Here is a 13,274-nt window from a genome sequence, read left to right as displayed (position 1 = left end):
GGCACGAACCGTGCGGCGGCCTTGACATTTCGGGCATTCAGCGGCATAGTTCCGCGTCATTTATTTCGACGCGCTGGTTTTGGCGCGCCCGCGATGTAAAAATTTCTTTTTTATAGCAACGAATTTTCAGGAGTTTTACGGTGGCAAATTCCCCGCAAGCCAAGAAGCGCGCTCGTCAGAACGAGAAAAACCGCAAGCATAACGCCAGCCTGCGTTCCATGGCACGCACCTACATGAAAAAGGTCGACGCCAAGATCAAGGCCGGCAACCACGATGAAGCCCAGGCTGCTCTGAAAGAAGCTCAGCCGATCATGGACAGCATGGTCAACAAAGGCATCTTCGCCAAGAACAAGATTGCTCGCCACAAGAGCCGCCTGAACGCCAAAATCAAGGCCCTGAAAAGCGCCTGATTTTGTTCAGAATTAAAAAAACCGGCTAGCCAGCCGGTTTTTTTGTGCCTGAATCAAGCGCAAATGGTCAAACCACCACCAGATTGTCCCGATGGATCATCTCCTCATCGGACACATAACCCAGAACATCATTAATGCGATCACTGGACCGGCCCGCGATAGCCCTGGCCTCATCAGCATCATAGTTAACCAGCCCCCGCGCGATTTCTTTGCCAGTCAGATCGACACAGGAGACCATCTCCCCCCTCCGGAACTGCCCGGACACCGCTTTCACACCCACCGGCAACAGACTCCGCCCACCCTGGCGCAATACCTTCACCGCACCATCATCCAGCGTGAGCTTGCCCCGGGTTTGCAAGTGACTGGCAATCCACTGCTTTCTGGCCGCCAGCCGCCCCTGCTCCGGCAACAGCAAGGTACCAATCACATCACCCTGGCGTAATCGGGCAATCACATGCTCAATCCGGCCACCAACAATCACCGTAAACGCGCCTGAGCGGGCCGCTAACCGGGCCGCCCTCAGCTTGGTCTGCATACCACCACGCCCGAGCGCTCCGGCACCACCGCCGGCCATGGCATCCAGCTCGCGATCTTCCGCCCTGCGCTCGGTCACAAGCACGGCATCGCCGTGCTTGCGGGGGTCTTTATTAAACAACCCCACCTGATCGGTCAGAATAATCAGACCATCCGCCTCAATCAGGTTGGCCACCAGCGCACCCAGGGTGTCGTTATCACCAAAGCGGATCTCGTCGGTCACCACCGTATCGTTCTCGTTCACGATCGGCACCACACCGTAATCCAGCAACGTACGCAGGGTACTGCGGCCGTTCAGGTAACGCTTGCGGTCGGAGAGGTCGTCGTGGGTCAGCAGAATCTGCGCCGTATGGATATCATGGCGCTTGAACTGGGCCTCCCAGGTCTGCACAAGCCCCATCTGCCCCACAGCAGCCGCAGCCTGCAACTCGTGCAAGTGCTGGGGGCGAACTGTCCAACCAAGGCGACTCATGCCTTCGGCGACCGAGCCGGAGGACACCACCACCACCTCCACCCCTTCGGCAATCAGCTCGGCGATCTGATCTACCCACAACCCCAACGCGGCCACATCCAGACCTTTGCCATCATTGGTCAGCAAGGCACTACCGATCTTGACCACCAGACGGCGGGCCTGTCGAAGCTGAAGGCGTTCACTCATGATAGCGCTACAGTCTCTTCCGTTAGTGAGTTATTCCGGTGCGTAAACCACTTCAACGTCGTAATCATCGTCGTCAAAGTCGTCGTCATCATCCGCGTTACGGGCCGCTCTACGGGCCTGACGATCCGCCTCAATTTTCTGACGGGCCTCTTCGTCCATGCGACGCCTGCGCGCGGCTTCCTGCTCAGCGAAATCGGGATTGTCGGCTTCCTGCTCGGCCTGTTCCTCAATCCAGCGCATCACGGCCTGCACCAGAGGTTTGGTGCCCTCACCACTCAGCGCCGAAATGCGGAACACAGGCCCCTCCCAGCCAAGCTCATCAACAATAGCCTGACAATGGGCCTCACGATCTTCCTCGGCGACCATATCGACCTTGTTCAGCACCAGCCAACGAGGACGGCTGGCCAGCGTTTCACTGAACTTTTCGAGCTCGTGGGCAATCGCCCTGACCGCGTCGGCCGGGGACGAGCCGTCATATGGAGCAACATCCACCAGGTGCAGCAACAAGCGCGTCCGGACCAGGTGCTTCAGGAAACGAATACCAAGCCCCGCACCCTCGGCTGCCCCCTCAATCAAACCAGGAATATCGGCAATAACAAAGCTTTGATGAGCCTGCACACTGACCACACCAAGATTTGGTACCAGGGTGGTGAAGGGATAATCCGCTACCTTCGGGCGCGCGGCGGAAACCGACCGGATGAACGTAGACTTGCCGGCATTGGGCAAACCCAGCAAACCGACATCGGCCAGAACCTTCAGTTCCAGACGCAGATTACGCGCCTCACCCTCAGACCCTTTGGAGGTCTGGCGCGGAGCACGATTAACGGACGACTTGAAACGGGTATTGCCAAGGCCGTGAAAACCACCCTGAGCCACTTTCAGACGCTGACCTTCTTTGGTGAGATCTCCCAGCACTTCATGGGTATCCATATCCACCACTGTCGTGCCAACCGGCACCGGTAGCACCAGATCTTCGCCTTTAGTACCGGTGCAGTTACGGCCAGCGCCCGGCTCACCATTCTGGGCCTTGTATTTACGCTGGAAGCGGTAATCAATCAGGGTATTGAGTGCGCTGTCCGCCTCCAGATAGACGGAACCGCCATCCCCACCGTCACCGCCGTCGGGACCACCCTTTGGCACGTACTTTTCCCGCCGGAAGCTCAGGCAACCATGCCCGCCTTTACCGGCTTCAACAATGATGGTGGCTTCGTCTACAAATTTCATACGCCAAATGCCTTTGCATAAACTAAAAAGCCCCGCAGCCTCAAGGAAGCTTTGCGGGGCTCCGGATTCACCTGAGAACTGACTAAATCAGCATATCAGGCAAACCCAAGGTTCAACAGAACCGGATCGCCGCTGCTTACGCAGCCGGAACGATGCTTACGAACTTGCGGTTCTGCGGGCCTTTGGTTTCGAACTTCACCTGACCTTCCGCTTTCGCGAACAGGGTGTGGTCCTTGCCAATGCCTACGTTGCTGCCAGCGTGGAAACGGGTGCCACGCTGACGAACGATGATGCTGCCTGCAGATACAGACTCGCCACCGTAGCGCTTGACACCAAGTCGTTTCGACTCGGAATCGCGACCGTTACGGGTACTACCTGCTGCCTTTTTATGAGCCATTACCAGCCTCCTTCATTAAGGGGTTATTCGAGGGCTTAGCCCTGGATACCCGTGATCTTGACTTCAGTAAACCACTGACGGTGGCCCTGACGCTTCATGTGATGCTTACGACGACGGAACTTGATGATGTTCACTTTGTCGTGACGACCGTGGCTAACCACTTCTGCGGTCACCTTGGCACCTTCAACAACCGGAGCGCCAACTTTTACGTCGTCGCCATTGGCAACCAGAAGAACACGATCAAACTCAACGGAACCGCCGGTTTCAACTTCCAGCTTTTCCAGCTTCAGAGTTTCGCCTTCTTTTACACGGTGCTGCTTACCACCGCTAACAATAACTGCGTACATTCATAGTCTCCGCGATTGACCCATCCCTGCTCTTATCCACCTGGTTCTAAGGGAAGCGCTCTGGCGACCCTATTGCAGGGAGCGCAGGTTGGGATGAGTTGGGCGCGTGATTGTACGAAAACCCGTCGACCAATACAAGCCGGATTCCGGCTCAAGTTGACACTGTAAGCAGCAATACCTAGCATTGCCGCGACCTGCCCGAAAACTCAACGAAAACACCAGCAAGGGACTTACCGGCCCGATGACAGCCCAGCGCATCTACGACACCGTAGCGGATGATTTCAGCCGCGTTAACGACCTTATCATCAAGCGGCTCGCTTCCGATGTCCCGCTGGTTGAGAAAATCGCCCAGTACATTATCGAAAGCGGCGGCAAACGCCTGCGACCTTTGCTGGTTCTCCTGGCCAGCCAGGCCGCCGGCTACCAGAAAGACGATCATCTGAAGCTGGCTGCCGTGATTGAATTCCTGCATACCGCCACCCTGCTGCACGACGATGTGGTAGACACCTCCGATATGCGCCGCGGCCGCAGCACAGCCAACGCAAAATGGGGCAACGCGCCCAGCGTGCTGGTCGGCGATTTCCTCTATGCCCGGGCCTTCGAAATGATGGTCGAGCTGCAGAGCCTGCCGATCATGAACGTGCTGTCGCACGCCACGGCCGTTATTGCCGAGGGCGAGGTCATGCAGCTGATGAATGTGAAGAACCCGGACTTGAGCGAAGACCAGTATATGGTCGTTATCCACAACAAGACCGCCATGCTGTTTGAAGCCGCGTCCCACACGGGCGCCCTGCTGGCCGGAGCCAGCGCGGAACAGGAAAATGCCCTGAAAGACTATGGCAAACACCTCGGGCTGGCATTCCAGCTGGTTGATGACGTTCTCGATTATCAGGGCGATGCCGAAACCATGGGCAAGAACGTGGGAGACGACCTGGCGGAAGGCAAAACCACCCTGCCGCTGATCTACGCCATGGCCAATGGTAGCGAAGCCGAAAGGCAGCTGATCCGCCAGGCCATCCGGAAGGGAGGGCTGGACGACCTGCCGAAAGTACTGGATATCGTGAAGGCGTCCGGTGCCATCGAATACACCATGACAAAGGCAAAAGAGCAGGCGCAGATCGCGAGAGACCTGCTGGCCTGCCTGCCGGGCTCTGAGCACCGGCAGGCGCTGGAACTATTGACCGAAGTGGCGGTAGCCCGGGTCAGCTAGTCGACCAGGCCCTTTCAGCCGAGATGTTCACGCCCGTGGGGTGCTTCGAATTCCAGCTCTGGCCCCACCGGCACAATCTGCGTTGGGTTAATGGTGCGCTGACTTACGTAGTAGTGACGCTTGATCTGGCCCAGATCCACGGTTTCAGCCACGCCCGGCACCTGATATAGCTCCCGCACATAGCCGGACAGATTCGGATAGTCGCGGATCTGCTGGCGGTTGCATTTGAAGTGGCTGTAATACACCGCATCAAATCGGATCAACGTGGTGAACAGCCGCCAATCGGCCTCGGTTAGCCGGTTACCGGTGAGATAGCGCTTCCCCGCCAGCCTTTCTTCCAGCCAGTCCAGGGAGTCGAACAGGGCCTGATAGGCCTCCTCATACTTGTCCTGCGCAGTCGCGAACCCTGCTTTGTAAACACCGTTGTTCACCGTGTGGTAAACCCGCTCATTCACCGCCTCGATGTCACCACGCAGGCTTTCCGGGTAGAAATCCCGGTCGTTATTCACGCCCTCAAGGCCATCAAAGGCGGAATTGAACATCCGGATAATATCTGCGGATTCATTACTGACAATGGTTTCGCGCTCTTTGTCCCACAACACCGGCACCGTGACCCGGCCAGAATAATGCGGGGCGGCACGGGTATAGATCTGGTGCATGAAGTCAAAATTATACAAGTCGTCTTGATGTTCTTTGCGACCGGGCCGGAACTCCCAGCCGTTTTCCACCATGTCCGGGTGCACGACAGACACCGAAATATGGCTCTCCAGACCTTTGAGCTTCCGGAAAATCAGGGTGCGGTGGGCCCAGGGGCAGGCCATGGAAACATACAAGTGATACCGGCCACTCACTACAGGAAAACCACCCTCTCCGGCCGGCCCGGCGGAGCCGTCAGCGGTTACCCAGTTCCGGAACCGCGCCGCTTCGCGCTCAAACTTGCCGCCGGTTCTGCCCGTGTCATACCACTGATCGTGCCAACAGCCGTCAACCAACAAGCCCATAACTACCCTCCTGCGAGGTCAGCCACCATGACATTTGCCCTGATGAAGTGTGATGGGGCCGACCCGGTTCTGAATTAATAGAGACAGGCTAACGACTGTGCTGCTAGGCTGATAGCAAGCATTTCTGGCAAACACTTTCAGATTATTCGAACATGCATACAGCCATTACCATCGACGCACTCAAAGTACTGGACGCTATCGACCGCAAGGGCAGTTTTGCCGGTGCCGCCAGCGAACTGTTCCGGGTTCCCTCGGCCATCAGTTACACCGTTCAGAAGCTTGAGGAAGACCTCAGCGTCAGTGTCTTTGACCGAACCGGCCACAAAGCCGTGCTCACGCCCGCCGGTCGTTACCTGCTGGAGGAAGGCCGCTCGCTGCTTGAAGCCGCCGAGAACCTGGCTCACTCTACCCGCCAGGTAGCTCAGGGCTGGGAAACCAGGCTTAGAATAGGATTCAACTCGCTGCTGCCGGCACAATGCCTGTTTCCGGCGATTGACGCTTTTTACCAATTGGGCGTTCCAGTGGATGTACAGGTGGTGGAGGAGGTCTTTGCAGGCGCCTGGGACGCCCTGCAAAGCCGGCGCGTCGACATGGTGATCGGCGCAGATCAGCTCAGCAAGCCCGCCGGAAGCTTTACCACCAAGCCACTGGGCGAGATACCTTTCGTCTTTGCCGTGGCGGCCAACCACCCTTTGGCCCAGGCAGAAGAACCCCTGACAGAAAGCGACATCGCCCCATTTCCCGCTGCCGTTGCCGCCGACACCTCCCGCGCGCTGCCACCCGGCCATGCCGGCATCTTCCTGCGCCAACGAACCTTGACCGTCACCAACATCGACCAGAAAATTGCCATACAGGAAGCAGGCCTTGGCGTTGGCTGGCTGCCCTTGCCACGCATCCGGGAGGCACTGGCTTCAGGCCGGCTGGTGGCGAAAGCCGTGCACGAACCACGCCCCCCGATCGCCATTCACCTGGCCCGCCACAGTGAAGACAAAGGCAAGGCACTGATGTGGTTCTGGAATAGGCTGAGCGAAGACCAGAACCTCAGCCAGTGGCTCAAGCCTGCCGATTCCTGAGGCAAAGGGGCCAACCGGCGAATTCACGACCTGAAGTATACTGACCAGCCGAATACAACGAGAAACACAAGGAGTGCGTTCCATGCGTCAGCTGTCGGAACTGGATGCCTCGTTCCTGTATCTGGAATCGGACACCACACCGATGCACATCGGCGGCATTTATCTGTTCGATGCCAGCGGGCTGTCCAACCCACTGGCATTCAGCACCTTCGTCGCCTATCTGCGCAGCCGGCTCCACGTGGTACCTCTGTTCCGCCAGAAGCTGAAAGAAATCCCTCTCCGGCTTGGCCGCCCCTATTGGGTGGACGACGCCGATTTCAGCATCGAGCGGCACCTGGCCTACGTAAACCTTGGCGAACACGGCAAGCAGGCCAGCCTGATATCCCTGGCCTCGAAGATTCTTGAAGAGCCGCTGAAACGGGACCGACCACTCTGGCACATCACCTTTGTCGATGGTTTCCGGATCGACGATCCGGAGGGTGAAAAAGAAGGGTTTGCACTGATCGTGAAGCTGCACCATGCCGCCATTGACGCGTTTAGCGGTGAGGAAATCATGGGCAAGCTACTGGAGTACACACCCAGCCCGAGAACCATCACGCCACCACGTCCCTGGCTGCCAAGGCAGGAACCTTCAGAAGAGCGGGTTTTCCTGCAGGCCGGCGCCAACATGCTGAAAACGCCGATGCAGCTGGCCTCTCTGGCCTATAACGCCGCCGAAGCCACCACCCGTGGGCTGATCCAGAAGCAATTACACAAGCTGCCATTGCCACTGCCCTTGTTCACCGCGCCCCACAGCCCCTTCAACCGGCAGATTACCGCCAACCGGCGAATTGTCTCAACCAGCGTGGACTTGTCCCGGCTCAAAGCCATCAAGGGCTCATTGGTCGACGTCACCCTGAATGATGTGGTCCTCGGCCTGTGTGCCGAATCCCTGGCCCGATACCTCGCCAACCAGAACATAGAAACGAAATCCTCGCTGGTCGCTATGACGCCGATCTCGGTTCGTTCCAGCAGTCTTCGCAAGGCCACCGGCAATCAGATGTCAGCCATGTTGCTGGACCTGGCCACCGCAGAACCCAACCCGGCAGCCCGGATCCGGCGAATTCACCGCAATGCGGTTGAATCCGAGCCCTACCGTGAAGCCATAGCCGCAGACCGGCTGACCGAGCTACTTCCGTCAACGCTGCTGGCACTGTCCGCCCGCCTGTATTCCGAGCTGCAGGTCGCACAGCGCTACCAGCCACTGTTCAACGTGCCGATTACCAACGTACCGGGCCCGCAGGTACCGCTGTACCTGCAAGGTGCCCGACTGGTGCGCCAGTACAACAGTGCCCCATTATTCGACAGCCTTGGGTTGGTGATTGTTGCGGTCAGCTACCAGGGCCAGCTCACCCTGAACTTTACTCTTTGCCCGGACGTGGTCGCCGACAGCGACCAGCTACCGGAACTGGTACACGACAGTCTGGAAGCGATAGAGAAAGCTGCAGCGGAGCTGGGCCCCGATCAGGGCCATGAGCAGTTTCCGGAACCACAACACAACCTGACCGACGATGTCCTTGCCTACGTGGAAAAACTGCTGAAAGGCGGGCTGGGCAGATTCAGAAGATAGCCGGGCCCGCAGGCCCGGCGCCGGGTTATTCGAATGCCCAACGCAAAAAGGCTTTCTTGTCTTCATCAGAAGCATCGGCCCAAATGGCTTTGAGCTGCTCCAGAGTGCTGCCTTCCTGGGGCCGGCTGGTGCTCTCGCCCCCGGAAGCCGGAACCGGAGTGCGGTTGTCCGTCAGCCGGGACTGTCCGTCCCACTCCTCAGATACCGCCACGACAGTGCCATTGCCGGCCACGATCTTTGCTGAAAAGCTCTCCATCATGGTTTCGGCTTCCTGGCGACTTGCCGGCTTATCAAACTCGAAACCATAGACTGCGTCCGGGCTCGCCGTGAAACGCGCCACCTGAGTGCTGCTCTCGATAACATGCACTTTGGATTCGCCGTTGCGTACCACACCACTCTTCGCCCAGATGGTTTTGTAGCGGAACACCACCTCGTTCTCTCCCGGCAACAAACCGTAGTCCAGTGCCAGATCCTCAATCAGGAAGTTGGTCATGTTCCGACCATTCACACTGATCACCTGTATCTCACCGGGCGCCTGCAGCACAGCCGGTTTTGTCGTCGCCGGCAACTGGCCTTCCCAGGTATCCACTCTGGCCACACTCGATGCACAGCCCGCCATGACAACGCTCGCCAGAACAGCCAGCAACTTGAAAAGCCTTGGAACGTGACACATACTCACTTCATCTCCTTATCCATAGGGATGGCCGTTGGCACGGCCTGCAATGTTGAGGACAACTCTGCCAAGCATTCTGACCATCCGGGCGGATCAGAGCAAGGCACGCAACGGAATTCACTTTCACTGCAGGAAGGTCCGGAATGTGACGCCCAACGTAAGAATGTAAAAAATTGTTGAATTCGGCTGCAATTGGATTAATTTTAAACAAGTCGGCTTACACAACGCACAGCCCGAGAAGAAAAGAACAAGTGGGCTCAGGAGAAACCATGGACACTCAGCGCAGGACAGGAGAGCAAGGCCCCGTCCCGTTTCGCAGCAGTCGTTTTTTCTGCGTAGGGAGCAAATGGTACTTTACAACCCGCGAGGGCTTCGATAGCGGGCCTTTTGCCTCAAGAGAGCGGGCAGAAGTCGGCCTTAAACGCTTTCTGCATGTTGTTCGCATGCTGCCAGAAGAGCAGCAGGTGCACTAACCTACCCGACAGACCGAATGGGTGATGCCCAGCTAGATAATATAGGGCATCACCCAGACGTCAATCGCCCAAAGGCAACCCAGCGCCATGGCCCCGGCGACGACATCGTCCACCATAATCCCGAGCCCGCCGGGCAAGCGCTCATCCAGCCAGTTAATGGGCCAGGGCTTCCACACGTCAAACAGCCGGAACAGCATGAACGCCATGAGCACCCCGTAAAGCTGATCCGGAAACAGGCCCAGGGCAATCCACATCCCCACAAATTCATCCCATACAATACCGCCGTGATCATGCACTTTCAGGTCTGTCGCGGTTTTGCCACACAACCAGATACCCACCAGAAACGCCGCCAGAACCACGAGCCAGTAGGCCAACGGAGGCATCCAGGAAAAGGCATACCAAACCGGAATAGCGGCGAGGCTACCCCAGGTTCCCGGCGCTCTGGGCGCTGCACCGCTGCCAAAACCGAAGGCCAACAGGTGGACCGGGTTTTTCAGAAAGCCAGGGGGCAAGATGACCTGGGCGGCGTCCGGTTCAGGCATCAGCTCATCACTCATGCGGGTCTCCCAAAGTGCTCATATCCTTGAATGACGCCAGAGACCGGCCCGCTCAGCTGAAGGCCAGGCTCCGAAGTAATCTCTCCAATGACCGTCAGCTCACGGGCCACAGAGTCGTCAAGAGTGCCGAAGGTTTCTGGCGGGATGGTGATGCAAAGCTCATAGTCATCTCCTGCTCCCAACGCCAGATCCCGGGCGTTCTCACCCTTTAATGCAACCAACTCTGCCATCATCGGTATACGTTCCGTGTCGATTCGCGCTCCGGCCCCCGAGGCATCAAGGATATGGCCGAGATCCGCCAGGAGCCCGTCAGAAATATCTATGGCAGAGGAGGCGCAGCCCGCCAGCTGCTGACCCAGTGACAGACGAGGCTGCGGGAAATGATAACGTGACAACAAGGCGAGCTGGGCCGGTGAGGGCGCGGGGGCAGCAAGGTAATCAAGAGCGGCACCGGCCGCCCCGAGCGTGCCGCTGACACATATCAGGTCGCCGGGCTTCGCGCCGGATCGATACAGCGCACGCCCACTCTCAACAGTTCCGTGCACCTGGATGCTGATTGTCAGGGGGCCACGGGTAGTATCTCCGCCCGCCAGGGCGATACCAAAGGCTTTGCTGGCCCGGGCCAGCCCCTCTGAAAACGGCTTCAGCCAGCCCTGATTGGCGTCTGGCAAGGTTAAAGCCAGAGTAAAACAGACCGGGCTTGCGCCCATCGCGGCCAAATCACTTACCGCAACCGACAGAGCTCGCCATCCGAGATAATCTGGCGAATAATCGGAAGGAAAATGAACGCCCTCTACCAGGGTGTCCACAGAAAACACCAGATCCAGCCCCGGCGATACCCGCTGGATCGCACAGTCGTCGCCGGGACCGAGAAGGAGCTGATCCTGCCCGGCACCATCGGCCAGCGGCTGGAAATACTTCCGGATCAGCTCAAATTCACCCATGAATCAACGCGGGCGGGTCTCGGCCAGGCGAAGCCGGCGGCTGAGTTTGTCCAGAATGCTGTTCACGAACTTGTGCCCTTCGGTGCCACCAAAGCGCTTGGCCATTTCAATACCCTCGTTGATGACCACTTTATAGGGCACATCGATGCGGTGTTTCAGCTCATAGGCGCCCAGGCGAACGATCGCCAGTTCAACCGGGTCGACCTCCTTGAGGGGACGATCCAGAAACGGCTCCAGCAGTTTGTCGAGCTCTGCCTGCTCGCGGTAAACGCCACGCAGAAGATCCCGAAAATACATGATATCGACCTTGCTCATGTCGTTGTCGACCATGAACTCGGCTTCGATATCAGAAATCGGCGTTTTGCTGAAGTGCCGCTGATACAAACCCTGCATGGCCAGCGCCCGTGCCCGGCGGCGATCGCCTGCCTTGGGCTGGCCGGTTTTCCCCGGCTGGGGAGAAGTGTCACCCGCTTCGCTCATTACTCACCCAACTTTTTGAACAGACTGACCATTTCCAGGGCAGTAATGGCGGCTTCCGCGCCCTTGTTGCCGGCCTTCGTGCCGGAGCGTTCGATGGCCTGCTCAATGGAATCTACGGTCAATACGCCGAAGGTAACCGGGACATCGGTTTCCAGGCTGACAGCGCCCAGGCCGCTGGAGGCCTCGCCCGCCACGTATTCAAAGTGCGGAGTACCACCACGAATTACCGCGCCAAGGGCGATAATGGCGTCGTAGTCCGAGGTTTCGGCAACACGCTTGACCGCCAGTGGCATTTCATAGGCACCCGGCACACGGATAATGGCAATGTCATCATTGGAAATGCCGTGACGACGCAAGGTATCCACTGCACCTTCCACCAGACTTTCCACCACAAAGCCGTTAAACCGGCCAACCACCAGCGCATAGCGGCCGCTGCACTGGGTAAAATCACCTTCAATTACTTTGATATCTGCCATCTCGGGCTCCTTCACGGGTCATCGCCTTATTGGCGATAACCGGGTTTATCATTCGGGGGCGTAAGGTACGTATTCCACCACTTCCAGGTCGAAACCGGAGATGGCGGAGAATTTAACCGGCGGACTGAGCAAGCGCATTTTACCGACTCCAAGATCCCGGAGAATCTGGGAACCGGTACCGACGGTGAAATACACGCCGGAACTGCCCTTGCCTGAGGATCCCTGCCCTTTGTCAAAGAACTCCTGAATCCGGTCTTCCAGGTTGTAGCTGTCTTCAGCACTGTTAAGCAGCACCACCACGCCTTTGCCTTCTTCCGCAACCTTCTCCAGTGCGTGATGCAGCGGCCAGCTCCGGGAATCTTTGCGGCGTGCACCCAGCAGATCGCGCAGGGTATCGGTAATGTGCACACGCACAAACACCGGCTCCTCCGGCTGGATATCGCCCATTACCATAGCCAGATGGGTAGCACCCTGGATATTGTCCCGGTAGGTGTGCAGTTTGAACAGGCCGTACTCGGTATCCAGTTCGTTCTGTTCCACGCACTCCACCGTGCGCTCGTTCATAGTGCGGTAATGAATCAGGTCTGCGATGGTGCCGATCTTCAGATCATGCTCTTCTGCGAACTTCTCCAAATCCGGGCGCCGTGCCATGGAGCCGTCATCATTCATGATTTCACAGATCACACCGGCAGGCTCACAGCCAGCCAGGGCCGCCAGATCGCACGACGCTTCGGTGTGACCGGCACGGCTGAGAACGCCACCAGGATCGGACATCAACGGGAAAATATGTCCCGGTTGAACGAGGTCAGAAGCCTTGGCATCCCGGGCAACCGCTGCCTGCACGGTACGAGCCCGGTCCGCTGCAGAAATTCCCGTGGTAACACCCTCACGGGCTTCGATAGACAGGGTAAATTTGGTTCCGAAGCCAGAAGCATTCTGCTGAACCATCAACGGCAGACCCAGCTGTTCGCAGCGATCACGGGTCATGGGCATACAGATGAGTCCGCGGCCAAAGCGTGCCATGAAGTTGATGGCCTCTGCCGTGCAGTGCTCCGCCGCCATCACCAGGTCGCCCTCATTCTCGCGATCCTCATCATCCATCAGGATGACCATTTTGCCCTGGCGAATGTCTTCAATGATTTCTTCAATGCTGTTCAGTGCCATACGGTTCTGCACCCTTTCACCCCTCCCGACAGTCTAGCCGGTTC

At 57.9% G+C, this 13,274-nt stretch carries 16 protein-coding genes; 5 read left to right on the top strand and 11 right to left on the bottom strand.

Annotated features, from left to right (window positions below):
- Positions 1-140: 140 nt before the first annotated feature.
- Entirely contained in the window at positions 141-410 is a 270-nt protein-coding gene (gene rpsT, locus ACSSVV_RS14680) for a 30S ribosomal protein S20 (protein ID WP_011784377.1), read from the top strand.
- Positions 411-477: 67 nt separating this feature from the next.
- Here the strand turns inward: rpsT and proB are convergent, their stop codons facing one another.
- The 4 genes from proB to rplU form a co-directional block, all read right to left on the bottom strand.
- The gene (proB, locus tag ACSSVV_RS14675; protein WP_222534806.1) at positions 478-1,602 is read right to left on the bottom strand and encodes a glutamate 5-kinase; all 1,125 of its coding nucleotides are present in this window, start codon (positions 1,600-1,602) and stop codon (positions 478-480) included.
- A 30-nt stretch (positions 1,603-1,632) separates the two neighbouring features.
- The gene (gene cgtA / locus ACSSVV_RS14670; RefSeq protein WP_011784375.1) at positions 1,633-2,826 is read right to left on the bottom strand and encodes an Obg family GTPase CgtA; all 1,194 of its coding nucleotides are present in this window, start codon (positions 2,824-2,826) and stop codon (positions 1,633-1,635) included.
- Between the two features lie 136 nt (positions 2,827-2,962).
- Complete coding sequence (gene rpmA / locus ACSSVV_RS14665) at positions 2,963-3,223, bottom strand: 50S ribosomal protein L27 (protein WP_011784374.1); 261 nt, start codon at positions 3,221-3,223, stop codon at positions 2,963-2,965.
- Positions 3,224-3,258: 35 nt separating this feature from the next.
- Positions 3,259-3,570, bottom strand: a complete 312-nt coding sequence (gene rplU, locus ACSSVV_RS14660; RefSeq protein WP_011784373.1) for a 50S ribosomal protein L21 — start codon at positions 3,568-3,570, stop codon at positions 3,259-3,261.
- Between the two features lie 241 nt (positions 3,571-3,811).
- Between rplU and ispB the strand changes: the two genes are divergently transcribed.
- Positions 3,812-4,780, top strand: coding sequence for an octaprenyl diphosphate synthase (gene ispB, locus ACSSVV_RS14655; RefSeq protein WP_114434779.1), 969 nt, complete (start codon positions 3,812-3,814; stop codon positions 4,778-4,780).
- 14 nt (positions 4,781-4,794) lie between these two features.
- Here ispB and ACSSVV_RS14650 read toward each other — a convergent pair whose 3' ends face one another.
- Positions 4,795-5,781, bottom strand: coding sequence for a glutathione S-transferase family protein (locus ACSSVV_RS14650; protein WP_454106453.1), 987 nt, complete (start codon positions 5,779-5,781; stop codon positions 4,795-4,797).
- A 152-nt stretch (positions 5,782-5,933) separates the two neighbouring features.
- On the opposite strand from ACSSVV_RS14650, the gene ACSSVV_RS14645 reads away from it, so the two are divergent.
- Positions 5,934-6,854 carry a LysR substrate-binding domain-containing protein gene (locus ACSSVV_RS14645; RefSeq protein WP_454106452.1) on the top strand — a complete coding sequence of 307 codons (921 nt, stop codon included), beginning with the start codon at positions 5,934-5,936 and terminating at the stop codon, positions 6,852-6,854.
- A gap of 82 nt (positions 6,855-6,936) precedes the next feature.
- Complete coding sequence (locus ACSSVV_RS14640; protein ID WP_113880387.1) at positions 6,937-8,463, top strand: WS/DGAT/MGAT family O-acyltransferase; 1,527 nt, start codon at positions 6,937-6,939, stop codon at positions 8,461-8,463.
- Between the two features lie 25 nt (positions 8,464-8,488).
- Here ACSSVV_RS14640 and ACSSVV_RS14635 read toward each other — a convergent pair whose 3' ends face one another.
- Entirely contained in the window at positions 8,489-9,136 is a 648-nt protein-coding gene (locus ACSSVV_RS14635; protein ID WP_454106451.1) for a DUF2057 family protein, read from the bottom strand.
- Between the two features lie 269 nt (positions 9,137-9,405).
- On the opposite strand from ACSSVV_RS14635, the gene ACSSVV_RS14630 reads away from it, so the two are divergent.
- Positions 9,406-9,609, top strand: a complete 204-nt coding sequence (locus ACSSVV_RS14630) for a DUF6316 family protein (protein ID WP_011784367.1) — start codon at positions 9,406-9,408, stop codon at positions 9,607-9,609.
- A 32-nt stretch (positions 9,610-9,641) separates the two neighbouring features.
- Here the strand turns inward: ACSSVV_RS14630 and ACSSVV_RS14625 are convergent, their stop codons facing one another.
- From ACSSVV_RS14625 to ribBA, 5 genes are read right to left on the bottom strand one after another with little or no spacing between them, the layout of a single operon-like run.
- Positions 9,642-10,166 carry a phosphatidylglycerophosphatase A family protein gene (locus tag ACSSVV_RS14625; RefSeq protein ID WP_023011681.1) on the bottom strand — a complete coding sequence of 175 codons (525 nt, stop codon included), beginning with the start codon at positions 10,164-10,166 and terminating at the stop codon, positions 9,642-9,644.
- Positions 10,163-11,110 carry a thiamine-phosphate kinase gene (gene thiL / locus ACSSVV_RS14620; protein WP_023011680.1) on the bottom strand — a complete coding sequence of 316 codons (948 nt, stop codon included), beginning with the start codon at positions 11,108-11,110 and terminating at the stop codon, positions 10,163-10,165. Before thiL ends, ACSSVV_RS14625 begins: the two co-directional genes overlap by 4 nt.
- A gap of 3 nt (positions 11,111-11,113) precedes the next feature.
- A complete protein-coding gene (gene nusB, locus ACSSVV_RS14615) occupies positions 11,114-11,590 on the bottom strand; it encodes a transcription antitermination factor NusB (RefSeq protein WP_014420583.1) in 477 nt (158 codons plus the stop codon).
- Positions 11,590-12,066, bottom strand: coding sequence for a 6,7-dimethyl-8-ribityllumazine synthase (gene ribH, locus ACSSVV_RS14610; protein ID WP_011784363.1), 477 nt, complete (start codon positions 12,064-12,066; stop codon positions 11,590-11,592). The genes nusB and ribH overlap by 1 nt, the downstream gene beginning before the upstream one ends.
- A 48-nt stretch (positions 12,067-12,114) precedes the next feature.
- Positions 12,115-13,230 (bottom strand): bifunctional 3,4-dihydroxy-2-butanone-4-phosphate synthase/GTP cyclohydrolase II, encoded by a 1,116-nt coding sequence (gene ribBA, locus ACSSVV_RS14605; RefSeq protein WP_011784362.1) that lies wholly within the window; start codon positions 13,228-13,230, stop codon positions 12,115-12,117.
- Between the last annotated feature and the right edge of the window lie 44 nt (positions 13,231-13,274).

The organism is Marinobacter sp. MBR-105 (assembly GCF_053628895.1).
The sequence above is the reverse complement of the archived record's forward strand: the minus strand, read 5'-3'. Positions and strand labels throughout refer to the sequence as shown.